The 24,198-nt window shown below is 60.2% G+C and carries 28 protein-coding genes and 1 pseudogene; 10 read left to right on the top strand and 19 right to left on the bottom strand.

Annotated features, from left to right (window positions below; genetic code table 11):
• Positions 1 to 2: 2 nt before the first annotated feature.
• Genes B9Z37_RS08665 through B9Z37_RS08650 form a run of 4 tightly spaced genes read right to left on the bottom strand, consistent with a single transcriptional unit; the run spans position 3 to position 3,579 of the window.
• Positions 3 to 794: an ABC transporter ATP-binding protein gene (locus B9Z37_RS08665; RefSeq protein ID WP_108312638.1), complete on the bottom strand. Its 792-nt coding sequence runs from the start codon at positions 792 to 794 to the stop codon at positions 3 to 5.
• A complete protein-coding gene (locus B9Z37_RS08660; RefSeq protein ID WP_108312637.1) occupies positions 791 to 1,621 on the bottom strand; it encodes an ABC transporter ATP-binding protein in 831 nt (276 codons plus the stop codon). Before B9Z37_RS08660 ends, B9Z37_RS08665 begins: the two co-directional genes overlap by 4 nt.
• A complete protein-coding gene (locus tag B9Z37_RS08655) occupies positions 1,618 to 2,694 on the bottom strand; it encodes a branched-chain amino acid ABC transporter permease (protein WP_108312636.1) in 1,077 nt (358 codons plus the stop codon). Before B9Z37_RS08655 ends, B9Z37_RS08660 begins: the two co-directional genes overlap by 4 nt.
• A gap of 9 nt (positions 2,695 to 2,703) precedes the next feature.
• A complete protein-coding gene (locus B9Z37_RS08650; RefSeq protein ID WP_108312635.1) occupies positions 2,704 to 3,579 on the bottom strand; it encodes a branched-chain amino acid ABC transporter permease in 876 nt (291 codons plus the stop codon).
• A 166-nt stretch (positions 3,580 to 3,745) separates the two neighbouring features.
• Here B9Z37_RS08650 and B9Z37_RS08645 point away from each other — a divergent pair, with 166 nt between their 5' ends.
• Together B9Z37_RS08645 and B9Z37_RS08640 are read left to right on the top strand one after the other, a co-directional pair.
• Positions 3,746 to 5,137, top strand: coding sequence for an acyclic terpene utilization AtuA family protein (locus B9Z37_RS08645; RefSeq protein ID WP_108312634.1), 1,392 nt, complete (start codon positions 3,746 to 3,748; stop codon positions 5,135 to 5,137).
• The gene (locus tag B9Z37_RS08640; RefSeq protein WP_108312633.1) at positions 5,134 to 5,532 is read left to right on the top strand and encodes an AtuA-related protein; all 399 of its coding nucleotides are present in this window, start codon (positions 5,134 to 5,136) and stop codon (positions 5,530 to 5,532) included. Before B9Z37_RS08645 ends, B9Z37_RS08640 begins: the two co-directional genes overlap by 4 nt.
• A 15-nt stretch (positions 5,533 to 5,547) precedes the next feature.
• Here B9Z37_RS08640 and pcaF read toward each other — a convergent pair whose 3' ends face one another.
• Positions 5,548 to 6,750, bottom strand: coding sequence for a 3-oxoadipyl-CoA thiolase (pcaF, locus tag B9Z37_RS08635; RefSeq protein WP_108312632.1), 1,203 nt, complete (start codon positions 6,748 to 6,750; stop codon positions 5,548 to 5,550).
• Between the two features lie 145 nt (positions 6,751 to 6,895).
• Here pcaF and B9Z37_RS08630 point away from each other — a divergent pair, with 145 nt between their 5' ends.
• On the top strand, positions 6,896 to 7,330 hold the full coding sequence (locus B9Z37_RS08630) for a DUF1841 family protein (RefSeq protein ID WP_205872582.1): 435 nt from the start codon (positions 6,896 to 6,898) through the stop codon (positions 7,328 to 7,330).
• A gap of 5 nt (positions 7,331 to 7,335) precedes the next feature.
• Here B9Z37_RS08630 and B9Z37_RS08625 read toward each other — a convergent pair whose 3' ends face one another.
• Positions 7,336 to 9,081 (bottom strand): proline--tRNA ligase, encoded by a 1,746-nt coding sequence (locus tag B9Z37_RS08625; protein WP_108312630.1) that lies wholly within the window; start codon positions 9,079 to 9,081, stop codon positions 7,336 to 7,338.
• A 99-nt stretch (positions 9,082 to 9,180) separates the two neighbouring features.
• On the opposite strand from B9Z37_RS08625, the gene B9Z37_RS08620 reads away from it, so the two are divergent.
• Positions 9,181 to 9,798 (top strand): RNA pyrophosphohydrolase, encoded by a 618-nt coding sequence (locus tag B9Z37_RS08620; protein ID WP_108287734.1) that lies wholly within the window; start codon positions 9,181 to 9,183, stop codon positions 9,796 to 9,798.
• An 80-nt stretch (positions 9,799 to 9,878) separates the two neighbouring features.
• Here B9Z37_RS08620 and proB read toward each other — a convergent pair whose 3' ends face one another.
• The 4 genes from proB to rplU form a co-directional block, all read right to left on the bottom strand.
• Entirely contained in the window at positions 9,879 to 11,015 is a 1,137-nt protein-coding gene (gene proB, locus B9Z37_RS08615; RefSeq protein ID WP_108312629.1) for a glutamate 5-kinase, read from the bottom strand.
• A 60-nt stretch (positions 11,016 to 11,075) separates the two neighbouring features.
• Positions 11,076 to 12,200, bottom strand: a complete 1,125-nt coding sequence (cgtA, locus tag B9Z37_RS08610; protein ID WP_108312628.1) for an Obg family GTPase CgtA — start codon at positions 12,198 to 12,200, stop codon at positions 11,076 to 11,078.
• A 103-nt stretch (positions 12,201 to 12,303) separates the two neighbouring features.
• Entirely contained in the window at positions 12,304 to 12,564 is a 261-nt protein-coding gene (rpmA, locus tag B9Z37_RS08605) for a 50S ribosomal protein L27 (RefSeq protein ID WP_108312627.1), read from the bottom strand.
• A 12-nt stretch (positions 12,565 to 12,576) separates the two neighbouring features.
• Positions 12,577 to 12,888, bottom strand: a complete 312-nt coding sequence (rplU, locus tag B9Z37_RS08600; protein WP_019426390.1) for a 50S ribosomal protein L21 — start codon at positions 12,886 to 12,888, stop codon at positions 12,577 to 12,579.
• A gap of 216 nt (positions 12,889 to 13,104) precedes the next feature.
• Here rplU and B9Z37_RS08595 point away from each other — a divergent pair, with 216 nt between their 5' ends.
• Positions 13,105 to 14,088: a polyprenyl synthetase family protein gene (locus B9Z37_RS08595; RefSeq protein WP_108312626.1), complete on the top strand. Its 984-nt coding sequence runs from the start codon at positions 13,105 to 13,107 to the stop codon at positions 14,086 to 14,088.
• 59 nt (positions 14,089 to 14,147) lie between these two features.
• A pseudogene (locus B9Z37_RS14740) lies at positions 14,148 to 14,455 on the top strand (surface-adhesin E family protein).
• A gap of 30 nt (positions 14,456 to 14,485) precedes the next feature.
• On the opposite strand, the gene B9Z37_RS08590 reads toward B9Z37_RS14740, so the two are convergent.
• Genes B9Z37_RS08590 through B9Z37_RS08565 form a run of 6 tightly spaced genes read right to left on the bottom strand, consistent with a single transcriptional unit; the run spans position 14,486 to position 19,054 of the window.
• Positions 14,486 to 15,229, bottom strand: a complete 744-nt coding sequence (locus tag B9Z37_RS08590) for a lysophospholipid acyltransferase family protein (protein ID WP_108312625.1) — start codon at positions 15,227 to 15,229, stop codon at positions 14,486 to 14,488.
• Between the two features lie 27 nt (positions 15,230 to 15,256).
• Positions 15,257 to 16,552: a dihydroorotase gene (locus tag B9Z37_RS08585; protein ID WP_108312624.1), complete on the bottom strand. Its 1,296-nt coding sequence runs from the start codon at positions 16,550 to 16,552 to the stop codon at positions 15,257 to 15,259.
• 10 nt (positions 16,553 to 16,562) lie between these two features.
• A complete protein-coding gene (locus B9Z37_RS08580; RefSeq protein ID WP_108312623.1) occupies positions 16,563 to 17,528 on the bottom strand; it encodes an aspartate carbamoyltransferase catalytic subunit in 966 nt (321 codons plus the stop codon).
• Positions 17,529 to 17,544: 16 nt separating this feature from the next.
• Positions 17,545 to 18,045, bottom strand: coding sequence for a bifunctional pyr operon transcriptional regulator/uracil phosphoribosyltransferase PyrR (pyrR, locus tag B9Z37_RS08575; RefSeq protein WP_108312622.1), 501 nt, complete (start codon positions 18,043 to 18,045; stop codon positions 17,545 to 17,547).
• Positions 18,042 to 18,458 (bottom strand): Holliday junction resolvase RuvX, encoded by a 417-nt coding sequence (gene ruvX / locus B9Z37_RS08570; RefSeq protein WP_108312621.1) that lies wholly within the window; start codon positions 18,456 to 18,458, stop codon positions 18,042 to 18,044. Before ruvX ends, pyrR begins: the two co-directional genes overlap by 4 nt.
• Positions 18,455 to 19,054 (bottom strand): YqgE/AlgH family protein, encoded by a 600-nt coding sequence (locus tag B9Z37_RS08565; protein WP_108312620.1) that lies wholly within the window; start codon positions 19,052 to 19,054, stop codon positions 18,455 to 18,457. Before B9Z37_RS08565 ends, ruvX begins: the two co-directional genes overlap by 4 nt.
• Before the next feature lie 74 nt (positions 19,055 to 19,128).
• On the opposite strand from B9Z37_RS08565, the gene B9Z37_RS08560 reads away from it, so the two are divergent.
• A complete protein-coding gene (locus tag B9Z37_RS08560) occupies positions 19,129 to 20,607 on the top strand; it encodes a cryptochrome/photolyase family protein (RefSeq protein WP_108312619.1) in 1,479 nt (492 codons plus the stop codon).
• Positions 20,608 to 20,639: 32 nt separating this feature from the next.
• Here the strand turns inward: B9Z37_RS08560 and B9Z37_RS08555 are convergent, their stop codons facing one another.
• The gene (locus B9Z37_RS08555; protein WP_019427587.1) at positions 20,640 to 20,810 is read right to left on the bottom strand and encodes a rubredoxin; all 171 of its coding nucleotides are present in this window, start codon (positions 20,808 to 20,810) and stop codon (positions 20,640 to 20,642) included.
• Between the two features lie 103 nt (positions 20,811 to 20,913).
• Here B9Z37_RS08555 and thiD point away from each other — a divergent pair, with 103 nt between their 5' ends.
• From thiD to B9Z37_RS14475, 3 genes are read left to right on the top strand one after another with little or no spacing between them, the layout of a single operon-like run.
• A complete protein-coding gene (thiD, locus tag B9Z37_RS08550) occupies positions 20,914 to 21,861 on the top strand; it encodes a bifunctional hydroxymethylpyrimidine kinase/phosphomethylpyrimidine kinase (protein WP_108312618.1) in 948 nt (315 codons plus the stop codon).
• Between the two features lie 15 nt (positions 21,862 to 21,876).
• Positions 21,877 to 23,172 carry a glutamate-1-semialdehyde 2,1-aminomutase gene (hemL, locus tag B9Z37_RS08545; RefSeq protein WP_108312617.1) on the top strand — a complete coding sequence of 432 codons (1,296 nt, stop codon included), beginning with the start codon at positions 21,877 to 21,879 and terminating at the stop codon, positions 23,170 to 23,172.
• Positions 23,173 to 23,180: 8 nt separating this feature from the next.
• Positions 23,181 to 23,324 (top strand): hypothetical protein, encoded by a 144-nt coding sequence (locus B9Z37_RS14475; RefSeq protein ID WP_167394352.1) that lies wholly within the window; start codon positions 23,181 to 23,183, stop codon positions 23,322 to 23,324.
• Between the two features lie 19 nt (positions 23,325 to 23,343).
• On the opposite strand, the gene B9Z37_RS08540 is transcribed toward B9Z37_RS14475, so the two are convergent.
• Both B9Z37_RS08540 and B9Z37_RS08535 read right to left on the bottom strand, forming a co-directional pair.
• On the bottom strand, positions 23,344 to 23,847 hold the full coding sequence (locus B9Z37_RS08540) for a TA system VapC family ribonuclease toxin (RefSeq protein ID WP_108312616.1): 504 nt from the start codon (positions 23,845 to 23,847) through the stop codon (positions 23,344 to 23,346).
• Positions 23,813 to 24,097 carry a hypothetical protein gene (locus B9Z37_RS08535; protein ID WP_108312615.1) on the bottom strand — a complete coding sequence of 95 codons (285 nt, stop codon included), beginning with the start codon at positions 24,095 to 24,097 and terminating at the stop codon, positions 23,813 to 23,815. The genes B9Z37_RS08540 and B9Z37_RS08535 overlap by 35 nt, the downstream gene beginning before the upstream one ends.
• Positions 24,098 to 24,198: the final 101 nt, after the last annotated feature.

Here is a 24,198-nt window from a genome sequence, read left to right as displayed (position 1 = left end):
TCTTATCTCCAGGTTTTCTTCTTTTTCCAGCGGCGGTCGGCGCGCACGCCTTCTTCCTTCATGCCCAGATAGAACTCCTTGATGTCGTCCTTTTCACGCAAGCGGGCACAGGTGTCTTCCATCACGATGCGGCCGTTTTCAAGCACATAGCCGTAGTCCGAGGCATTGAGCGCCATGTTGGCGTTTTGCTCGACCAACAAGATGGTGGTGCCGCGTTCGCGGTTGATGCGCACCACGATCTCAAAAATCTCTTTGGTCAGCTTCGGACTCAAGCCCAAGCTGGGTTCATCGAGCAAGATCAGATCGGGGTTGGCCATGAGCGCACGGCTGATCGCCAACATCTGCTGCTGGCCGCCCGAGAGCAAGCCTGCGTCTTGTGCGGCACGTTCGCGCAAGATCGGGAAGTAATTGAACACCACTTCCATGTCGCGGGCCACGCCATCGCGGTCGTTGCGGGTGAAAGCGCCCATCAGCAAGTTGTCGCGGATCGACAGCAGCGGGAACACTTCACGGCCTTCAGGCACATGCATGAGCCCACTTTGCACGATAAGCGCCGGGTCCATCGCAGTGATGTTTTGGCCTTTGAACTCCACCGAGCCCTTGCGCGGATCAATGATGCCGCTGATGGTTTTGAGGATGGTGGTCTTGCCCGCCCCGTTGGAGCCCAGCACGGTGGCGATTTCGCCTTTTTTGACCTGCAGGCTCACGCCCCGGATGGCCTTGATCGGGCCATAGGCGCTTTCCACGTTGAGCAGTTTGAGGACGATGTTGTCGTCGTTCACGGCGGTGTTCATGCGGCCTCCGCTGTGTGGTTTTCGCGGCGCAGGCTGGACACATCGTCCACCGAGCCCAGATAGGCTTCGATGACACCGGGGTCGCTTTGCACCTGAGCGGGCGTGCCCGTGGCCAGCTCTTGGCCCTGGCTCATGGCCAGCACGCGGTCAGAGACTTTGGACACCAGGCCCATGTCGTGCTCGACCATCAGCACCGAAATGCCGAGTTCATGCTGGATGTCAGAAATCCAGAAAGCCATGTCTTCTGTTTCTTCGACGTTCAGACCCGATGAAGGCTCGTCCAGCAACAACAGCTTGGGCTCTGTGCACAGGGCACGGGCCAACTCGACCACCTTGCGCACACCGTAGGGCAAGCCCGCCACCATTGAATCGCGGTGGTGTTGCAGGTCCAAAAAGTCGATGACTTCTTCAACCTTTTCACGCGCTTCGATTTCGGCCGCGCGGGTTTTTCTGCTGAAAAACATTTCGCTCCACAAACCCGTTTTGCGGTGCGTGTGGCGACCAATCAACAGGTTTTGCAGCACGGTGGCGTGCTCGAACAGCTCGATGTTCTGGAAGGTGCGGGCAATGCCCAGTCCTGCGATGTTGTGCGCCGGCTGGTCGGTCAAACGCAGCGTGCCCTCAGGCCCCGCATAGTCGATGGTGCCGGTGGTGGGGGTGTAGATGCGGCTGATCAGGTTGAACACCGTGGTCTTGCCTGCACCGTTGGGGCCAATCAGGGTGAAGACTTCGCCGCGCTTGACGTCAAAACTGACGCTGTTCACGGCGAGCACACCGCCAAAGCGGACGCTCAGGTTTTGAGCAGAAAGGAGGATGTCGTCGTTCATTTGAGGCGGTCCGACTTCTGGAAGGATTTCTGGCGTTTGAACATGCCACGGCGGTAAAACGGGAACAACTGGAACCAGGTGCGCACCTTGAGCCAGCGGCCATACAGACCCAGCGGTTCAAACAACACAAAGGCAATCAGCACGATGCCGTAGACCGTGCCCTGCAAGCCTGTGGCACCACCGATGGCGGCGGGCAAAAAGTCTTTGCCCATGGCAATCAGTTGGGGCATCACGATCAAAAAGATCGCGCCCAGGAAGGCCCCATGCACCGAGCCCAAACCACCAATCACCACCATCAACAGCAAGTCAATCGACTGAATGATGTTGAACTGGTCGGGCGAGAGGAACTGGATCTTGTGCGCATACAAAGCGCCACCAATGCCCGCCAGCGCTGCCGACAAGGCAAATGACAAGGTTTTGTAGCGGGCCAGGTGGATGCCCATGCTTTGCGCCGAGATTTCGGAATCGCGAATGGCCACGAATGCCCGCCCAGTGGACGAGCGCAGCAGATTCAGGATGGCCAGCGTGGCCCCCACCGCCACCACCAAGCACAAGAAATAAAACTCTTCCGTGCTGTCCAGTGTCCAGCCCAGCATGGCCGGGGGGTTGACGCTCAGGCCGGCGTTGCCGCCAGTCATGTGTTCCCAGCGGGCAATGCCTTCTTCAACGATGAAGCCAAACGACAAAGTGGCCATGCCCAGGTAAATGCCTTTGACACGAAGCGCGGGCAAGCCCACCACCACACCCGCGATGGCAGAGAACAACCCGGCGCAAATCAGCGCCAGCGGAAAAGGCACACCGGCATTCACCATCACCGCTTCGGTGTAAGCCCCCACCCCCAAAAAGGCCGCATGCCCCATGGAGAACAAGCCCGTGAATCCTGCCAGCAGCATCAGCCCGAGGCCCACCACCGCGTAGATCAACACAAAGGTCAATTGGGCCAGCCAGTACTCGGCCACTACCCAAGGAGCCGCAATCAGGAACAGGGCCAGCAAGCTGTACCAGAAGACATGACCACCATGCTTGGCGAGCGTGATGTCTTGGTTGTATTGGGTTTTGAATATGAATCGCATGCTCGGGCCTCAGACTTTCTTGCGCAGTTTTTCGCCGAACAAGCCGTTGGGCTTGAGCACCAGCATGAGCAAGACCACGATGTAGGGGGCGATGTCCTTGAAGCCTTCGGGCAGGTAAAACCCCGACAGCGATTCGACGATGCCGATCACCAAGCCACCCACGATGGCGCCCGGCAAACTGCCAAAGCCTCCCACGACGGCCGCAGGAAAAGCCTTGAGACCGATGAAGCCCATGTTGGCGTGCACAAAGGTGATGGGTGCCAAAAGCAAACCCGCCACCGCCGCAACACCGGCCGCCAAGCCCCAGACCAAGCCGTTGAGGCTTTGGACCGGAATACCCATGTAATAGGCCGCCAACTGGTTCTGAGAAGAAGCCTGCATGGCGATGCCCAGCTTGCTGTACTTGAACATGGCAAACAGGCCCAGGCACAACACCGTGGTGAAGGCGATCACCACCAGCTGCTCGGCCGCGACCACCAATGAACCCATCTGCAAGACCTGCCCGGCATAGGGCACGGGCATGGTGTGGGTGTCGGTGCCCACATCGGGGATCATGGTGATCAGGCCGCGCAGCACATAGCCCACCCCAATGGTCAGCATCACGATGGAAAAAGCGGGTTGCCCCAAGATGGGGCGAATGACCAAGCGTTCGAGCAAGACGCCAAACACGCCCATGGCCACGATGGCGGCAGGCACCGAGACCCAGAACGGAAAACCCAGCCACGTCATGGCGCCAAGGCCCGCGAAGGCCCCGACCATCATCAGGTCGCCCTGGGCAAAGCTCACCGTTTCAGTGGCCTTGTAGATCAGCACAAAACCCAGGGCAATGAGTCCATAGATACAGCCCTGAGCTATCCCGCTGATCAGCAGTTGCAGCAATTGCACGCTTGTCTCCTTTTTTGTACTTCTGCCGTTTTACCTTGCACGTTGCGACTTTGAAAAGCCGCAACTGCATTTGCGAACGGTCGTGCGATTGTGTATGTCTTTCACGAGACTGACCCTAGGGGTTGTCCCCCATCCACAGTCACATGAGAGGCAGCAAGATGGGCGCATGACGCAATCCATACGCATTGGTTCTGGCTTGGGGTTTTATGGCGACAACTGGGAGCCCGTGGTCGCCAGCATCGAGCGCGGGGAAGTGCAATTCATCGCCAGCGACCATCTGGCAGAGCTCACCCTGGCCATCCTGCAAAAAGACCGGCAACGAGACCCGAGCCTGGGTTACGCCCGCGATGTGGTGCCCATGCTCCTGCGTCTGTGGCCCTTGATGCAATCGCGTGGTGTTCGCTTTGTTTGCAACGCAGGGGGCTTGAACCCGATGGGTGCAGCACATGCCGTACGCACTGCCTTGGCAACGCAAGGCTGGCATCCACGCATTGCCGTGGTGTCGGGTGACGACGTGCTGGACAAGCTACAAGATGGGCAGACTCGCTTTGACCACATGATGAACGGTGCCGATGTGAACAGCGTGCGCGAGCGCCTGGTCTTTGGCAACGCTTACTTGGGCGCACAACCCATCGTTGACGCGTTGGACCAGGGGGCCGACATCGTGATCACAGGGCGTGTGGCCGATGCAGCACTTTTTTTGGGACCGTTGGTCCATGCTCTGGGCTGGAAGCTGAGCGACGCCGCTTCTGCGCAAGATTTCAACCGACTGGCCCAGGGCCTCACGGTGGGACATTTATTGGAATGTTCGGGTCAGGGCAGCGGCGGCAATTTTGGCGACCAAAGCCATTGGCAAAACATCCCCGATCTGAGCCACATCGGCTACCCGATTGCCGAGGTTTTTGCCGATGGCACAGCCATCATCACTAAAGCACCCGGCACAGGCGGTTTGGTGAACTTTGACACCGTGCGCCAACAACTGCTGTACGAAGTGCACAACCCACACGCCTATTTTTCACCCGACGTCGTGCTCGACATGGGGCAGATTGAATTGGCTGATGAGGGCGACAACCGCGTGCGCTTGACGGGTGCTCAAGGCAGCGCACCCACTCCACAGCTCAAGGTCGTGGCGGGCTTCAAAGAGGGCTTCAAAGCCGACGTCACCTGGGGATTTTCTTGGCCTGATGCCTGGGACAAAGTGCAAGCGGCTGAAGCGATCGTCCGCACGCAGTTGCGTGAACGAAAAATCCCTTTTGATGAATTGTTTGTGGAGTACCCAGGCCTGAACTCCGCGCATGGTGCTTTGGCACCTTTGCCCACCACGGCCGAACTCAACGAACGGCATGAGATCTGGGTGCGCATGGTGTTGCGCACACCCAGCAAGACCGCTGCGGATGGCTTTGGCAGGCTCTTTCCCTGGATGGCCCTGAGTGGGCCGGCCTACACCTGCGGCTTTCAGGGCATGAACAGCAGCAGTGAATTGTTGGGCATTTGGCCTACGCTCATCGATCGACATCTTGTGAAAGCACACGTTGAAATGCTGGAGGTGCAAGCATGAACACCGCCCTGCGCATTCCGCTGGTTCAACTGGCCCACGCCCGCAGCGGCGACAAAGCCGACTGGGTGGACTTTGGCCTGTTCGCCTGGAACGAAGCGGGCTACCGCATCCTTGCACGAGAAGTGACCGCCGCCAAAGTACAAGCCCACTTTGCGCCCTGGCTGCCCGGCCAGGTCGATGCTTGGCCATTGCCCAATATCCTGGCCATGAAGTTCGTTTTGCATGGCGCATTGCAAGGCGGTGGCGCTCGCAACCTGCGTCTGGACAACTTGGGCAAAGCCATGGGCGCTGCCCTCTTGCGCATGGAAATCGAAGTCAGCCCCGAAGAACTCGAGCAGGCACAAAAAAGCCCCAGAAGGGGCTGGTGGCCAGAGGTCACTTCACCCCGGACTTGATCCGGGGGCCGTGCATCAAACGCGCTCGATGATCAACGCGATGCCCTGCCCTACGCCGATGCACATGGTGCACAGCGCGTAGCGGCCCGCTGTCTGTTGCAGGCGGTTGATAGCCGTGGTGGCCAATCGGGCGCCAGATGCACCCAGCGGGTGACCCAAAGCAATCGCACCACCCCAGGCGTTCACGCGGGCATCATCGTCTTTCAGACCCAACATGCGCAGCACGGCCAACCCTTGCGCGGCAAAGGCTTCGTTCAGCTCGATCACGTCCATGTGGTCGATGGTCAGGCCGGTTTGCGCCAGCACCTTGAGCGTTGCGGGCGCGGGGCCAATGCCCATCACACGCGGGGCCACACCGGCTGTGGCCATCCCCACGATGCGGGCTTTGGGTGTCAGGCCGTTTTTGGCGGCCGTGGCTTCGTCGGCCAGCAGCAAGGCGCAAGCGCCGTCGTTGACGCCAGAGGCATTGCCTGCGGTCACCGTGCCGTCCGGGCGCACCACGCCTTTGAGCTTGGCCAGTGCTTCAAGGCTGGTTTCGCGGGGGTGTTCGTCGGTGTCAACAATGATCGCGTCCCCCTTTTTCTGGGGAATGCTCACGCCCACAATCTCGCGGGCCAAGTGCCCGGCCTTGATGGCGGCCACGGCGCGCAGCTGGCTGTTGTAGGCCATCAGATCTTGCGCTTCTCGTTCAATTTTGTAGTCGGTGGCCACGTTCTCGGCCGTCTCGGGCATCGAGTCCACGCCGTACTGGGCCTTCATCAACTTGTTGACAAAACGCCAGCCAATGGTGGTGTCGTAGACCGCGTTGTTGCGGCTGAAGGCCGTTTCGGCCTTGGGCATCACAAACGGGGCGCGGCTCATGCTCTCGACACCACCCGCGATCATCAAACCGGCTTCACCGGCCTTGATGGCACGCGCGGCGGTGCCAATGGCGTCCAGACCCGAGCCGCACAAGCGGTTGATGGTTGCACCAGGCACGTCGATGGGCAAACCGGCCAGCAAGCTGGCCATGTGGGCCACGTTGCGGTTGTCTTCACCGGCCTGGTTGGCGCAGCCGTAAAGCACATCGGTCACAGCAGCCCAGTCCACATTGGGGTTGCGGGCCATCAGGGCGCGCAGGGGCACGGCGCCCAGATCGTCGGTGCGCACGCTGCTCAAAGCGCCGCCGTAACGGCCAAAGGGGGTACGGATGGCGTCGCAAATGTAGGCTTGGTTCATGTTTTAAGTCTCCGGAATTAAGTTGGATGCATTTTATTGCATGCTTCGGTGTTCGACTGAATTGATTCTAGGTCTTAACCCGTCTGAACAGAGGCTGGCGCTGCCCGCAGGCTACCCCGCCAAGACAGAGGACAATTCCCCCATGCTGATCCAACCCTCACAAGCCGATGTCCGGCGCTTTTTTTGCGGCGTCTATGCCAAGGCCAAGACCGCTGCTCCGCTCGAACCCATGGAAATGCTCGTCAGCCAGTGGATCGACGAACACCCCGAATACCATGCCGAACTGGCGGATGTCGATGCGGCGCTGGCCAGCATGCACCATGTCGATCCCAGCCGCGAAAACGCGTTTTTGCACCTATCGATGCACCTGTCCATCAGCGAGCAATGTAGCATTGACCAACCACGTGGAATTCGTCAGTCGGTCGAATTGCTCACACACCGACTCAACTCATTGCACGACGCCCACCACCGAGCCATGGACTGCCTGGGCCGGATGGTCCACGAAAGCCAGCGCTCAGGGCGCATGCCTGACGGCGAAGCCTATATCGCGTGCGTACAGCGCCACGCGACCAAAGACTGATCAGATCAAGCCGACATGCGGCTCTTGATGTGCGCCAAGATGTCTGAAACAGCCACCTTGGACGCTTCAGCATCGCGGCGGTGCTGGTATTCAACCAACCCGTCTTTCAGTCCCTTGTCGCCAATGGTGACGCGGTGCGGCACACCGATCAGTTCCCAGTCTGCAAACATCGCTCCGGGGCGCTCGCCACGGTCGTCCAGGATCACGTCCACGCCGTCGGCCAACAAGGCAACGTAGATGCGCTCGGCCTCGTCCTTGACCGCTTCGCTGCGGTCCATACCGATGGGACAGACCACCACCGTGAAAGGTGCAATCGCGTCGGGCCAGATGATGCCGCGCTCGTCGTGGTTTTGCTCGATGGCGGCTGCGGGCAGGCGTGTCACGCCAATGCCGTAGCAACCCATTTCTAGGAACTGAGGCTTGCCGTTTTCGTCCAAGAAGGTGGCGTTCATGGCCTTGGAATACTTGGTGCCCAAATAAAACACATGGCCCACTTCGATGCCGCGCTCAATGGCCAGCTCGCCTTGGCCGTCGGGCGACTTGTCGCCTGCCACCACATTGCGGATGTCGGCCACCAAAGCGGGCTCGGGCAGGTCGCGGCCCCAGTTGACGCCGGTGATGTGAAAGTCTGGCTCATTGGCACCACAAATCCAGTCGGCCATGACGGCCACGTCGCGGTCTGCCACCAGATGCACGGGCTTCTTCAGGTTCAGGGGGCCGAGGTAACCCGGCTTGCAACCGAAGTGCTCTTCGATTTCGGCCAGGGTGGCAAAACGGAAACCGCCTTCCATGCCGGGCAGCTTGCCGACTTTGACCTCGTTCATGTCGTGGTCACCGCGCAGCAGCAAGAGCCAAACTTGGGATTTGACGATCTCGCCCTGCTCGTTCAGGGTGTCGGTGGCCAACACCAACGACTTGACGGTGGTAGACAGCGGCACGTTCAGCAAGGCGGCCACGTCTTCGCAGGTGCTCTTGCCGGGCGTGGGCGTTTTGCTCAGAGCTTGGGTGGCTGCGCCGCGTGGCTGGCTGGGTGCCAGGGCCTCGGCTTTTTCGATGTTGGCGGCGTAGCTGCTGGTCGGGCAGTAGACGATGGCGTCTTCGCCGGTGGCGGCAATCACCTGGAACTCTTCGCTCAGGTCGCCCCCGATGGCGCCGCTGTCGGCGGCCACGGCGCGGTAAGTCAGGCCAAAGCGGTCAAAAATCTTGCGGTAAGCGGCGGCCATCACCTGGTAGCTGGCCTTGGCGCTGACCATGTCGCGGTCAAAGCTGTAGGCATCTTTCATGATGAATTCACGGCCACGCATCAGGCCAAAACGCGGGCGGCGCTCGTCGCGGAACTTGGTTTGGATTTGGTAGAAGTTTTTGGGCAGCTGCTTGTAGCTGCGCACTTCCTGGCGCACCACGTCGGTCACGACTTCTTCGCTGGTCGGTTGGATCACGAAATCGCGGCCGTGGCGGTCCTTGATGCGCAGCAATTCCGGGCCCATCTTGTCAAAGCGGCCGGTCTCTTGCCACAGCTCGGCGGGCTGCACCACGGGCATGGTCATCTCAATCGCGCCTGCGCGGTTCATCTCTTCACGCACAATGGCCTCGACCTTGCGGATCACGCGCAAACCCATGGGCATGTAGTTGTAAATGCCTGCGCCCAGCTTCTTGATCATGCCGGCGCGGGTCATCAGCTTATGGCTGACAACTTCCGCGTCCGCTGGGGCTTCTTTGAGGGTGGAAATGAGGAACTGGGAGGCTTTCATCGCGGCAGACTATCTTGACAAGGGCATCAGGGAAACATCCAAGAGCGAGCGCTGGTGCGGCGTGCATAATGGACACAATTTAAAAATTTGAGGTTGATTATGCTTGACCGTGAAGGCTTTAGGCCGAACGTCGGCATCATTCTGCTCAACCAGAGAAATCAGGTTTTCTGGGGCAAGCGCATACGCACCCACAGCTGGCAGTTTCCGCAGGGTGGCATTGACCGGGGTGAAAGCCCTGAACAGGCCATGTTCCGTGAACTGCACGAAGAAGTGGGGCTCCACCCGGAGCATGTGCGCATCGTGGCCCGAACCCGTGACTGGTTGCGCTATGAGGTGCCAGACCGCTTCATCCGAAGGGATGCACGCGGCTTTTACAAAGGCCAGAAACAGATCTGGTTTCTGCTGCAGATGGTCACGCACGACCACCACTTGAACCTGCGCGCCACCGACCACCCCGAGTTCGACGCCTGGCGCTGGAACGACTACTGGGTGCCACTGGATGTGGTGGTGGAGTTCAAGCGCGGCGTGTACGAAATGGCGCTGACCGAGTTGGCGCGCTTTCTGCCTCGCAATGACCGGCAAAACCGTTATTTGCGCGGCGGCTCTCGTGGTCCACGCGAAGGCATGGATGCAGACAACGGCAGCATGGAAATGCAGCCTCCACCGCACATGGAGTTGCCTCCGGGTGCCAGCTTTGATCCCAATCCGCAAGGGTGATCGAGGCGAGCAGACATTAAAAAGCCCACTTCAAGTGGGCTTTTTTGCGTGCCATCGGCGGCAAGCCGTCATGGTTGGTGTCAACGACTGAGGATCAGGTTGTCGCGGTGCACCATTTCCGGCTCGGCGGTGTAACCCAGCAAAGCTTCGTATTCGTGCGAGGGCTTGCGGCACAACAAACGGGCCTCGGCGCTGGCGTAATTGGCCAGACCGCGGGCGATTTCAGCGCCCTGTTCATCGCGGATGGCGATCACGTCACCGCGCGAAAAATCACCCGACACCCCATTCATGCCGATGGGCAACAAACTCTTGCCTTCGTTCAGCACCTTGTGGGCGGCCCCAGCATCCACCGTGACCGAACCGCGCAACTGCAAGTGGTCGGCCATCCACTGCTTGCGCGCTTGCTGCTTGGCGGTTTGGGCCACCAGCAAAGTGCCCATGTTGTCGCCCTGACACAAGCGCAGCAGGGCATCGGGTTCGCGCCCCCAGGCAATCACCGTGGATGCCCCAGAGCCTGCAGCCCGTTTGGCCGCCAGGATTTTGGTGATCATGCCGCCCTTGCCAATGCTCGAACCCGCACCGCCCGCCATGGCTTCGAGCGCCGGGTCACCGGCACGGGCCTCGTGCACAAAGGTGGCTGCAGGGTCTTTGCGCGGATCAGCGGTGTACAGGCCCTTTTGGTCGGTCAGGATGACCAGTAGATCGGCTTCGATCAGGTTGGCGACCAATGCACCCAAGGTGTCGTTGTCGCCAAACTTGATCTCGTCGTTGACGACCGTGTCATTTTCGTTGATGACCGGCAACACACGGTGCTGCAACAAAGTCAGCAAGGTGGAGCGGGCATTGAGGTAGCGCTCACGATCAGCCAAGTCTGCATGCGTCAACAAGACCTGGGCACTGCCCATGCCGTTTTCGCGCAGCTTGGTTTCGTACATTTGCGCCAGGCCCATTTGGCCCACGGCTGCGGCCGCCTGCAAGGCGGGGACTTCGCTCGGGCGGGTGGTCCAGCCCAGACGCTTCATGCCTTCGGCAATCGCGCCACTGGAGACCATCACCACCTCTTTGCCCTGAGCGCTGAGCAGCGCCATCTGGCGACACCATTCACCAATCGCACCCTCGTCCAAGCCCCGGCCCTCGTTGGTCACCAAGCTGGAGCCCACTTTGACAACGATGCGACGGGCGTCACGCAACAGGGTGGAAACGGCAGGAGAGGTCATGCTCGGGTGTGTGCTTGGCGTTGAAACAGCAGGCGGCAAAATCCGGCGCGAAACGCCGTGTTACTCGGAGTCCGAAGGCATGGCCTTGAACCGTGGATCATCGGCATCGGGCTCTTGCGGCTTGTCCTGCTCCTTGAATCGGGGGTCAATGTCCACAACACCTTGCTCAATGATCTGCTGGGCACGGATGTGCTTGTAGATTTCTTTGATCAGCGGCTCGCAACCTTCGCGTGTCAAGGCCGAAATCTGGAAAACCGGGCCTTTGTAGCGCATGCGCTTGATGAAGTCCTTGACACGGGCTTCACGCTCGTCGGCGGGCACCATGTCCAGCTTGTTGAGCACCAGCCAGCGCGGCTTGTTGTAAAGACCTGGATCGTATTTTTTGAGCTCGGCCACGATGGCTTTGGCTTGTTGCACTGGGTCAACGTTCTCATCAAACGGCGCGAAGTCAACCACATGCAGCAGCAAACGGGTGCGCTGCAAGTGGCGCAAAAACAAGTGCCCCAAGCCTGCGCCTTCGGACGCACCTTCGATCAAACCTGGCACATCGGCCACCACAAAACTTTGCTCAGGGCCCACGCGGACCACACCCAAATTGGGGTGCAAGGTGGTGAAAGGGTAATCGGCAATCTTGGGGCGGGCGTTGGAGACGGCCGCGATGAAGGTCGACTTGCCCGCGTTGGGCATGCCCAGCAAGCCGACGTCGGCCAGCACCTTCAGCTCCAGCTTGAGTTCTTTCTTTTCACCGAGCCAGCCGGGCGTTTTCTGACGCGGGGCACGGTTGATGGCGCTTTTGAAGCGCATGTTGCCAAAACCACCGTCACCGCCCTTGGCGATCATGATGGTTTCGCCCGGCACCAGCAATTCATAAAGCACTTCGCCGGTTTCGGCGTCAGTGATGATGGTGCCCACGGGCATTTTGAGGGTGACGTCATCTCCGGCAGCACCAAACATGTCAGAGCCCATGCCGTGCTGGCCACGCTTGGCTTCGTGGCGACGCGAATAGCGGTAATCCACCAAGGTATTCAGGTTGATGTCGGCAAAGGCGAACACATGCCCACCACGACCGCCATCGCCCCCGTTGGGGCCACCGAATTCCTTGTACTTTTCATGGCGGAACGAGACGCAGCCGTTCCCGCCGTCACCTGCGGAGATGTCAATATAGGCTTCGTCAACGAACTTCATGAGATTTCCAGTGTAGCTTGGGGCTTGCCGTCAAATTACCAGCGAGCCAAAATGCGAAAAGCCCCGGCTTGCGGGGCTCCTCTTCGCAATGGGCGAGACAGGCTTAAACAGCCGGCGTCACGTTGACCATGTGCTTGCAGAGCTCACCTTTGGTGGAAAACGACACGTGGCCGTCAACCAGGGCAAACAAAGTGTGGTCTTTGCCGATACCGACATTGTTGCCAGCATGGAACTTGGTACCACGTTGACGAACGATGATCGAGCCAGCGCTGATCAGTTCACCACCGAAAGCCTTGACACCCAGCATCTTTGGCTTGGAATCACGACCGTTGCGCGTAGAGCCGCCGCCTTTTTTCTGTGCCATGACCTATTCTCCTCAGGCAGAGATCGCGCCGATTTGCAGTTCGGTGAACTGCTGGCGGTGACCCTGACGTTTCTGATAGTGCTTGCGACGGCGCATCTTGAAGATGTGCACTTTGTCGTGCTTGCCATGCGCCAAAACTGTGGCTTTGACTGTGGCGCCGGACACCAGGGGCGTGCCGATCTTGAGTTCAGCGCCGGTACCGACGGCCAAAACTTGATCAATCACGATTTCCTGGCCAACGTCCGCAGCAATCTGTTCTACTTTAATTTTTTCGCCAGCGACAACACGATACTGTTTGCCACCGGTTTTTATGACCGCGTACATAAATGACCTCTTTGAATGGAAGTTTCCAAGGGCTAATCCCCAAGGAACCGAAGATTCTAGCACGATCCAACCCATCAGGCAAATTCTGCGGCCCCGCCGATCTCTCAAAGCAGGACTGACAAACGCGGTCCCTATAATGTGTGCACATTCAAAACGTGTCCCACCCTCGTCCTTTCCAGACTCGGCCCAGCCGGGTAACCCAGCCGGATATTCCATTTGTCTGCCTCCGATCACAGCACCGCCACCGTTCTAGAACTGGTGGCACCCGACATGGCCGAAGTCGACCGGGTTATCGCCCAGCGACTGGATTCAGGTGTGCCCTTGGTTGGCGAGGTGGCACGTTACATCATTTCAGCTGGCGGCAAACGCCTGCGTCCCGTGCTTTTGCTGTTGACTTGCGGCGCCTTGCGTTTTACCGGGACACAACGCCACAACCTGGCTGCCGTGGTTGAGTTCATTCACACGGCGACCCTGCTGCACGACGATGTGGTGGACGAATCCACCCTGCGACGCGGCCGTCCCACGGCCAACGAAAGCTTTGGCAACCCGGCCAGCGTGCTGGTGGGCGACTTTTTGTATTCGCGTGCCTTCCAGATGATGGTGGACGCCGAAAGCATGCGGGTCATGCAAACACTGGCCGATGCCACCAACGTGATCGCCGAGGGCGAAGTGCTGCAACTGATGAACATGCACGACGCCTCACTCGACGAAGAAGGCTATTTGCGGGTGATCCGCTCCAAAACAGCCAAGTTGTTCGAAGCCAGTGCCCGTTTGGGGGCGATTTTGGCAGGCAGCTCGGCCGCTGTTGAGGCGGCTTGCGCTGACTACGGGCAGGCTTTGGGTACGGCGTTTCAAGTCATCGACGACGTGCTCGACTACGACGGGAATGCCGCTGAAATGGGCAAAAACTTGGGGGATGACTTGCGTGAAGGCAAGGCCACCCTGCCGCTGATTTTGGCCATGCAACGCGGCAGCGAGGCCCAGCGCAAGACCGTTCGCGAAGCCATCGAAACCGGCAGCGTCGAGCAGTTGGCTGAGATCGCGGCCATCGTGCGCGAAACCGGCGCATTGGAAGCCACACGCAATGCCGCGGCATCGGAGGCCCAACGCGCCATCGATGCCGCCATGCAACTGCCAGACAACGCACACCGCCAGGCCATGGTGCTGCTGGCCTCTCAATTGCTCAACCGCCGGACCTGATGGTTTTGTCGCTTTTCTTGTGTCGAGGCGCTGAGGCCAGCACCAAGTGAGAGGCCCTCATGCTCAATGACCAAGGCTTGTTCTACATCGACGCTCAATCCATCACCGAAGAAAATGAGCGAAAAACGGTGTGGAGTGCCTTGGATTACAAGAAACCGCAAACCACAGGCGACGGTAAGCCCACCTGTCCATCCACTCACAAGTTCAGCTCAATTACCGTTTGAAAATGGCCCGGGTTTTGCACTTGACTTATTACACCGGCCCGATACTCACGGGCAAAGCGGTGATTCGGCAAGGCATGCTGCACGAATGGCTGGACATTGACCCGTCCTCGCCCATTCAGAAAATCGCACGACGGATCTGTTGAACAGCGCCATTGACGAGCAGGTCATGGCCCTCAATTGACAGCATCCCGCAATCGGATCACCTCTTCGCGCAAGGCATGGGCCCAAGCGCGGCGATCACGGCCTTCGGCATGTTGCAACTCACCAAAATGGACCACCGCCGTGATGCGCGGGGCGGTCAGCGTGCGCCAGATGGAGCCCAACAAAGTGTCATCGCCGATGTAGCAAGGCGCAAAACTCGGCTGCCCACTTTGGGCATCGATGAACTGGAGTGACATCGGCTGCACAGGGGCTTCGGCCTGAATCGCTGACTGAATCAGGTTGGCGTGAAAGGGCAGCAAATCGCGACCGTCGCTGGTTGTGCCCTCAGGAAAAACCGCCACAACATCGCCATTTTTCATGGCATCGGCCATGTCCTTGACCATGCGCAGGGCGTCTTTGCGACTGGTGCGTTCAATATAGAGAGTCCCTGCGCCTGTGGCCAAAGTACCCACCAAAGGCCACTCCCGGATGTCTGACTTGGAGACAAAGCGGCAATGCCGGGCCGCATGGATCACGGAAATGTCCAACCATGAAATGTGGTTGGACACGATCAATGCCGGACCATTGAGCACCGGCTTGCCCCGCACCTGAAGGTGAATATTCCAAAGCGCCAAGAACTGCAAAGCCCAAGCTTGCACCCGCATTTCACGCTGCCCGGGGCCGAGCTGGGGAAATCGGACGTAAATCGTCCACATGCCGATCAGCACATGCCACAGGCCGCGCACCAGTTTCCAGATGGCGCTCAGCGTTCGCATGTCACTCCGAAATCGCAAAACAAACGATCAATGCGCATCAAACGCCACATGGCCACCGACCAAGGTGACCACAACGCGGCCAGGCAGCTCGTAACCCGAGAAAGGCGTGCTCTTGCCCTGGCTGCGCAAAGCAGCAGAAGTCACAGGCCAATGGCCTTGGTCTGACAGCAGACAGACGTCGGCCACGCCCCCCACCGCCAACTGGCCCACAGAGCCTTGCAAAGTGCCCAGCGACTTGCCCAGCACACGCGCAGGATCTGCGGTGATACGCGAGATGACCTGGGTCAAGGACAAGCCAGCATCCTGACCCCACTTGAGCGCCAGACTCCAAAGCAATTCCATGCCAGTGGCACCGGGTTCGGCTTCGGCAAATGGCAGGGCTTTGGCATCGGCATCAACCGGGGTGTGGTCAGACACCAATGCATCCAGCGTGCCATCGGCCAGACCCGCACGCAGAGCGTCACGGTCACGCTGCTGGCGCAGCACAGGCGTCAGGCGCGCGCGGCTGTCAAAGTAGCCCATGTCGGCATCGGTCAGGTGCAGCGAATTGATGCTCACGTCAGCGGTGACCGGCAAGCCCTCGGCTTTGGCCTGACGCACCAGCGCCACGCCCGCTGCACTGCTGATGCGGCACAGGTGCACACGGGCTTGCGTGGACCGGACCAGTTCAAAAATGGTGTGCAAGGCGATCGTCTCGGCCGCCACCGACACACCCGACAAACCCATGCGCGTGGCCAGCGGTCCGCTGGCGGCCACGCCCTTGCCCAGGTGCAGCTCTTGTGGGCGCAGCCACACGGCATAGCCAAAGGTGCTGGCGTATTGCAAGGCGCGTTGCAGCACCTGGGTGCTGGCGATCGGCACCTCGGCCTGGCTGAAGCCCACGCAACCGGCGGCCGTGAGCTGGCCCATTTCGGTCAGCACATCGCCTTTGAGGCCCACGGTGAGTGCACCCAAAGGCAGCACACGGGCCTGGTGCAGTTTTTCTGCGCGGTAACGCAGCATCTCGACCAGGCCGGGTTCGTCCAATACCGGCTCGGTGTCGGGCGGGCAGACCAGGCTGGTCACACCCCCAGCGACAGCCGCAGCCATTTCGCTCTCCAGCATGCCCGCGTGTTCCTGCCCGGGTTCGCGCAGGCGCGCCGCCAAGTCCACCAACCCAGGGGCCACGATGCAGCCCTTGGCGTCGATCACGCGGTTGGGCGTGAAGTCGGCAGGCGCTTGGCCTACCGCCACGATGCGACCCGCCGCGATCGCCACATCGGCGGTTTTATCGAAGCCGCTGGCGGGGTCGATGACGCGGCCGTTTTGAATCAGGATCTTCATGTTCTTGTCCTTATGCCTCGTTGCCGGCCACGATGCTCATCACCGCCATGCGCACGGCGATGCCAAAGGTCACCTGCGGCAAGATCACGCTTTGCTGGCCGTCGACCACCGCCGAGTCGATTTCAACCCCGCGGTTGATTGGGCCGGGGTGCATGACGATGGCATCGGGCTTGGCCAGTTGCAGCTTCTCGGGCGTGAGGCCAAAGCTCTCGAAATATTCTTGGCTGGAGGGCAGCAGCGCGCCACTCATGCGCTCGTTTTGCAGGCGCAGCATGATGACCACATCACAGTCCTTGATGCCCTCTTCGAGGTTGTTGAAGACACGCACGCCCATCTGAGCCATGTCGGCGGGCACCAGCGTTTTGGGGCCGACCACACGCACTTCGGCGCAGCCGAGCGTGGTCAGCGCGTGGATGTCCGAGCGGGCCACACGCGAGTGCAGCACATCGCCCACGATGGCCACGGTGAGGTTGGAGAAGTCTTTTTTGTAGTGCCGGATGGTGTACATGTCCAGCAGCGCCTGGGTGGGGTGGGCGTGGCGCCCGTCACCGGCGTTGACCACGTGCACATGGGGCGCCACGTGCTGGGCGATCAGGTAGGGTGCGCCCGACTCGCTGTGGCGCACCACAAAGATGTCGGCGGCCATGGCGCTCAGGTTGGCGATGGTGTCGAGCAGCGACTCGCCTTTGCTGGCCGAAGAGCGCGCAATGTCGAGCGTGTAGACATCGGCCGACAGGCGCGTGGCCGCGATGTCAAAAGTGGTGCGGGTGCGGGTGCTGTTCTCGAAGAACAGGTTGAACACGCTCTTGCCACGCAAGAGAGGCACCTTCTTGACCTCGCGGTCGTTGACACTCACAAAGCCCTGCGCCGTGTCGAGGATGTGGGTCAGGATGTCCTTGGACAGGCCTTCGGTGGAGAGCAGATGGATCAGCTCGCCGTTTTTATTGAGTTGGGGGTTGTTGCGTTTGTAGAGCATGTTGTTTTCACCTCAGTCAGGCTTTGTTCTCCACTTCAAAACTGAACCACCCCTCTGCGTCGCGGGCCAGCGCCAGCGATTGCGTCTCGGGCAGGGCCACTCGGGCGGCGGCGTAGTCGGCTTGCACCGGCAACTGGCGGCCACCTCGGTCCACCAACACGGCCAGCTGCACGCGGGCGGGTCGGCCGTAGTCGAAGAGTTCGTTGAGCACGGCGCGGATGGTGCGGCCGGTGTAGAGCACATCGTCAAGAATCAGGATGTCTGCGCCATCGACCTCAAAGGGCAGGCTGGTCTGACCACCGGCCGACAGGCCGCGCTGGGCGTAATCATCGCGGTGCATGACCGAGGACACTTGGCCTGATTCCCCGGCCAAGCCCAGGTCGCGCTGCAGACGCTGAGCCAGCCAGGCGCCACCCGAGGTGATGCCCACCAAGCGGGTGTCGGTCTGGCACAGGCTGCGCGCCCCGCGCAGCAGTTCTTGGTACAACGCCTCGGCGTTGAGAGCGAGGGCACTCATGGGAGGCTCCTTAGAAATTGTTCAAGAATGATGGCCGCCGCCGCGGCATCGGCGTCTTTGGCGCCTTGCGAATGGGCCTCGGTGGTGCTGTAACGCTCGTCCACCTCGTACACCACCAAGCCAAATCGACCACGCAGTTGGCGACCAAACTTGCGAGCACGCAAGGTGTTCTCGTGTTCTCCGCCATCGGGGTGGGTAGGCACGCCGATCACCAGCGCGTCGGGCTGCCACTCTTTGATCCGTTTGGCGATGTGCTCAAAACGGGCATCGCCCTCAGCGGCAATCGTGCCTTGCGGCGTGGCACTTTTCATCAGCCGGTTGCCCACCGCCACGCCTGTGCGCTTGAGGCCGTAGTCAAACGCCAGAAAGGTTTGCTGATTGGCGGGAACGGTGTTTTCAGGCAAGGCGCTCATGCGTGCCCCGCTTCTGGCGAGAGCATCCAGCTTTTGAGGCCCAACAGATCCAGCGCACGATCGTAGCGCTCGGCCATGGGCACATCAAAAATCACCTCGGCAGACGCCGGCACAGTGAGCCAGGTGTTTTCGCCCAGCTCGGACTCCAACTGACCCTCACCCCAAGACGAATAACCCAAGGTGATCAACACCCGGCGAGGCCCAGCCCCGGAAGACAAGGCTTCAAGCACATCGCGCGAAGTGGTCATCTCCAGACCACCTGGCACGGTCAGGGTCGAGGCGTAAACGGAGCCCCCCCCCTCTTCGGTCTTTTCCACCACCACGGGGTCGTGCAGCACAAAACCCCGTTCTGTCTGCACCGGGCCGCCCTGAGACACCGGGTTTGGCACCAGGTCTTCGCGGCGCAAAGGCAAATCCACCTTGTCAAACAAGAGGCGCATGCTGATGTCGGCGGGTTTATTGATGATCAGGCCCATGGCACCACGGGCGCTGTGTTCGCACATATAGATCACGCTGCGGGCAAAAGTCTCGTCCTCCAACCCGGGCATGGCGATCAGGAAATGATGCTTGAGGTCGATGGAGGCACAATCTGTCATGCACCGATTTTAGCGGTCTGGCCCCTGAGGGTTGGGCTGAAGGTGCCTTGATTGATCCAACCTGGCAAACCCTGATGGAAACCCCTTTTTCTTGTGGTCTGGTCTGGCTGCGGCGCGACCTGCGCGTGAGTGACCATGCCGCCCTGCACCAGGCCCTGAAGCACTGCCAGCGCGTGCATGTGGTGTTCGTATTCGACACAGAGATCCTGGACGCACTGCCCCGCACCGACCGCCGGGTCGAATTCATCCGCGAGTCGCTGGTCGAAGTCGATGTGCAATTGCGCGAGCTGGCCGGCCACCCCCAGGCAGGCCTGATCGTGCGCCACGGCGTGGCCCAAGACAAAATCGTCAAATTGGCCCAACACCTGCAAGCCCAAGCGGTGTTTGCCAACCACGACGACGAGCCCTTGGCGCTGGCACGCGACATTCAGGTGCGCGGCCACCTGGCCGACCACGGCATCGTGCTGCACACCTTCAAGGACCATGTGGTGTTTGAGCGCAACGAGGTGCTCACCCAAATGGCCAAGCCCTTCAGCGTGTTCACGCCCTACAAAAATGCCTGGCTGAAGAAAGTCACACCTGAAGACTTGCAGGCTTTTGACGTGGCCCCGCTGACCAAACGCCTGGCACCACGGCCTGACGACCTGGCGCACCCCGTGCCCAGCCTGCAAGCCATCGGGTTTGAGCCCACCAACCTCAAAGCCCTGAAAATTCCGACGGGCGAGTCGGGTGCCCAGGCCTTGCTGCAAGACTTTTTGACGCGCATCGACCAATACGAAGACACGCGCAACTTCCCGGCTGTCAAAGGCCCCAGTTATTTGAGCGTGCATTTGCGCTTTGGCACCGTGTCGATTCGCCAATTGGCCCGCGAGGCGCACCCGCGCATGCTGGCGGGCAGCACAGGGGCCAGTGTTTGGCTGTCCGAGCTGATCTGGCGCGACTTTTATGTGCAGGTGCTGCACAACTTTGCCCATGTGGGCCATGGCCAGAGCTTCAAACCCGACTACAACGCGATCCATTGGGAACACGGCCCGCACGCCCACAAACTGTTTGACGCTTGGTGCGAAGCGCGAACGGGCTACCCTTTGGTGGACGCAGCCATGCGCCAACTCAACCAGACCGGCTACATGCACAACCGCCTGCGCATGGTGGTGGCCAGCTTTTTGGTCAAGGATTTGGGCATCGACTGGCGCTGGGGCGAAAAGTACTTCGCCACCCACCTGAACGACTTTGACCTATCAGCCAACAACGGCGGCTGGCAATGGGCCAGCTCCAGCGGGTGCGATGCGCAGCCGTATTTCCGCATCTTCAACCCCATCAGCCAGAGCGAGAAGTTTGACCCTGAAGGCAAGTTCATCCGTCGCTACGTGCCCGAATTGGCCGCTTTGTCCACCAAAGACCTGCATGCGCCTTGGCTGACCAAGCCGCTTGAGTTGCAAGCGGCCGAAGTGGTCATTGGAAAAACCTACCCCTACCCCATCGTGGACCATGCCGAAGCCCGTGAAAAAACACTGGAAAGGTATGCGGTGGTCAAGAAAAAGCCGTCTGAATAGACGGCTGGGTGTGGGTGGATGATCTGTTCAGATCAGATCGCCACCATCTCGAAATCTTCTTTGCGGGCAGCGCACTCGGGGCATGTCCAGTTCATGGGCACGTCTTCCCATTTGGTGCCCGGCGCAATGCCGTGCTCGGGGTCACCCTCGGCTTCGTCGTAAATCCAGCCGCAAATCAGGCACATCCAAGTTTTGTGTTCCATCACAGTGTCGCAATCAAAGAGTCGAATAGAATGATTTGATTGTATCGGGACCAGCCGAGTACCCGGCTGAAGACCATCTGAAGCCCCCTGCAATTCGCCTTCCATGACCGATCACAAACCCGAATCCCCACTTGAAACCGAGATGCTCCTTGATGAGGATGAATCTGCCGGTCTGGCCTGCGTGTTGTCCTTCAACGCCAACGACCCCAGCGGTGCAGGCGGACTGACTTGCGACGCCACGGCCATGGCCTCGGTGGGCGCGCATTGCCTGCCCGTTTGCACCGGCACCTATGTGCGCGACACCAGCAGCATCACCGATTTCTACCCACTCGACGAAGAAGCCGTGAACGACCAGGCCCGCGCCGTGGCCGAAGACGTGCCGGTGCAAGTGATCAAGGTCGGCTTTGTCGGAACGCCTGAAAGTTTGGCCGTTATTGCCGCGCTTGCCGACGATTACGACGGCGTGCCGGTCGTGGCCTACATGCCCAATCTGTCCTGGTGGGAAGACGACAAGATTGACGCTTATCTGGACGCGTTCCGTGAGTTGTTGTTGCCACAAACCAGCGTGTTGGTGGGTCATCACAGCACCCTGCGCCGCTGGTTGTTGCCCGAATGGACAGGCGAGCGCAACCCCGGCCCCCGGGACATCGCCAAAGCCGCCTCCGAATTGGGAGTGCCCTACACGCTGGTGACGGGCCTGCCACTGCCCGAGCAACACATCGACAACGCCCTGGCCTCCCCCGAAACCGTGCTGAACCACGAAAAATTCGAGCGCATCGAGGCCGTATTTGTCGGGGCTGGCGACACATTGACCGCCGCGCTGGCCGCTTTGTTGGCCACCGGCATGGACTTGCCCGAAGCCACCAGTGAAGCGCTGCATTACCTTGACCGCTGCCTGGACGAAGGTTTTCGGCCCGGCATGGGCCAAGTCATTCCGGACCGCCTGTTTTGGGCCTTGCCTGAAGACGAAGAAACCGATGAAGAAGAAGGCCCAGAAGTGCACCCCGGTGCCGATTACTTTGAAGTGCCCTTCAACGAAACCAAACATTGAGCTTTGAGACCTGACATGACCGATCGCAACCAAACCCTTTTTGACCGCGCCGCCCAAGTGATCCCTGGTGGCGTCAACTCGCCCGTTCGCGCCTTTCGTGCCGTGGGCGGCACACCCCGCTTTGTGCAGCGTGCACAAGGCGCTTATTTTTGGGACGCCAACGGCCAGAAATACATCGACTACATCGGCTCTTGGGGCCCGATGATCCTGGGCCACGGCCACCCCGCCGTGCTCGAAGCGGTGCAAAAAGCAGCGCTCGACGGTTTCTCTTTCGGCGCACCCACCGAACGCGAAATCGAGTTGGCCGAAGAAATCCTGAAGCACGTCCCCTCCATGGAGATGGTGCGCTTGGTCAGCTCGGGCACCGAAGCAGGCATGAGCGCCCTGCGCCTGGCACGCGGTGCCACAGGCCGCAGCAAGTTCATCAAGTTTGAAGGCTGCTACCACGGCCACGCCGACGCGCTGCTGGTCAAAGCCGGTTCGGGCTTGGCCACCTTTGGCAACCCGACCAGTGCGGGCGTCCCCCCGGAAGTGGTGCGCGACACCCTGGTCCTCGAATACAACAACATCACGGCACTGGAAGAAGCCTTTGCCCTGCACGGCAAGGACTTGGCCTGCGTGATGATCGAACCCATTGCAGGCAATATGAACTTTGTTCGCGCCAGCGTCCCCTTCATGAAGCGCTGCCGTGAGCTGTGCTCAGAACACGGCGCACTGCTGGTGTTTGACGAGGTCATGTCCGGCTTTCGCGTGGCTTTGGGCAGCGCGCAAAGCGTTTACGCCCAAGCCATTCCCGGCTTCAAGCCCGACATGACGGTGCTGGGCAAGGTGATTGGCGGCGGCATGCCTCTGGCTGCTTTTGGCGGCCCCCGCGAGATCATGCGCCAACTGGCTCCCACCGGACCGGTCTACCAGGCAGGCACGCTCAGTGGCAACCCCGTGGCCACTGCTTGCGGCCTGACCACGCTGCGCGAGATCGCCAAGCCCGGCTTCTGGGACGCCCTGAGCGCCCGCACGCAAAGCCTGGTGGATGGTCTCAAAGGCGCTGCGGCGTCGGCTGGCGTGCCGTTCAGCGCCGACTGCCAAGGCGGCATGTTCGGCTTTTTCCTGCTGCCCGAGCTGCCACAAAACTACGCCAAGGTCATGACCAGCGACAGCCCCAAGTTCAACATGCTGTTCCATGGTCTGCTTGATGGCGGCGTCTACATTGCCCCCGCGCTCTACGAAGCTGGTTTTGTGAGCGCAGCCCACACCGAAGCCGACATCGCTGAAACCGTGCGGGTGGCGGCAGACGTGTTCAAAACCCTTTGAGCTGAACCATGAAGCGCCTGGCCGTCATCCCGACCGCCAGTCTGGAAAGCGGGCACTGGGGCCTGAATGTGGCGCTGGTGCCACCGCTGAAAGACCGGCTCTATGGCGCTTTGAGCTTTCAGCTCAAGTACCGGTTTCAGTCGGGGCGCTGACCGGCCAGGACCAAGGGGTTCACTCCCTTTGCAAAATCAGGCAACGCTCCAGACCGAAACGCTCGAAATCTCGGTCAAAGGTGACCATGCGCAGGCCTGCACTTTGGGCGGTCGCCGCCAGTCCCAAGTCGGTCCACAAGCGAATGGGTTGGGGTTCGCCTCGTCGCCCCAGCAGCTGCTCAATCGCGTCATCCAAACCTGGGGGCTCGGCCAACAAACCCACTGCAGGCGTGTCCAGCCATTGCCGGTACAGGGTCATGGCTTGCGTCAAATTCAAAGCATTGGGCCCCATTGCACGGGGCTGAGAGAGCACCCGCACCAAGCCCATCATGGTGGTACGGCAAAACCACAAAGGCGTTCCAGCCTCGCAAGCCGATTGCCAATAGCGCATGGCCGCCGCATGAAACGGGTGCGCTGCGCTGCACAACCCCACCCAGACATTCACATCGGGTAAATCGCCCGGTGCCAGACGCCAATTGGCAGAGGCCTCAGCCACGCCCCAAGAGCTGGATGGTTCGCTCATCGTCTTCCTCGTTGATCAGGTCGTACAGATCGGCATTGGTCAATTTGCTCAGATCCAGCTGCAATGGCCCCTGGTTTGGAATGACCGGGGGCCTGGCTTCAAACCGCTTTTGTGGGTCCACCACCTCACGGGCGGTCAAACCCCGTTCGACCAGCTCAATGACCAGGTCGCGCAGGGTTCGACCTTCTTGGGCGGCCCGGGTTTTGAGGTGCTTGAACAGCGGATCAGGAATGTCAAGTGAAGTGCGCATATCTACATTTTTGCATGAATGCATCAATATGCACAAGCCCATCGGCCTGACCGCGCAGGGCAAGCCGACTAAACCGGCGATAATTCGCCCCTGCATTCACG

This window comes from Limnohabitans parvus II-B4, assembly GCF_003063455.1.
Taxonomy (GTDB): domain Bacteria; phylum Pseudomonadota; class Gammaproteobacteria; order Burkholderiales; family Burkholderiaceae_C; genus Limnohabitans_A; species Limnohabitans_A parvus.
Note: the sequence above shows the minus strand (reverse complement) of the source record. Positions and strands in the feature narration are given on the sequence as shown.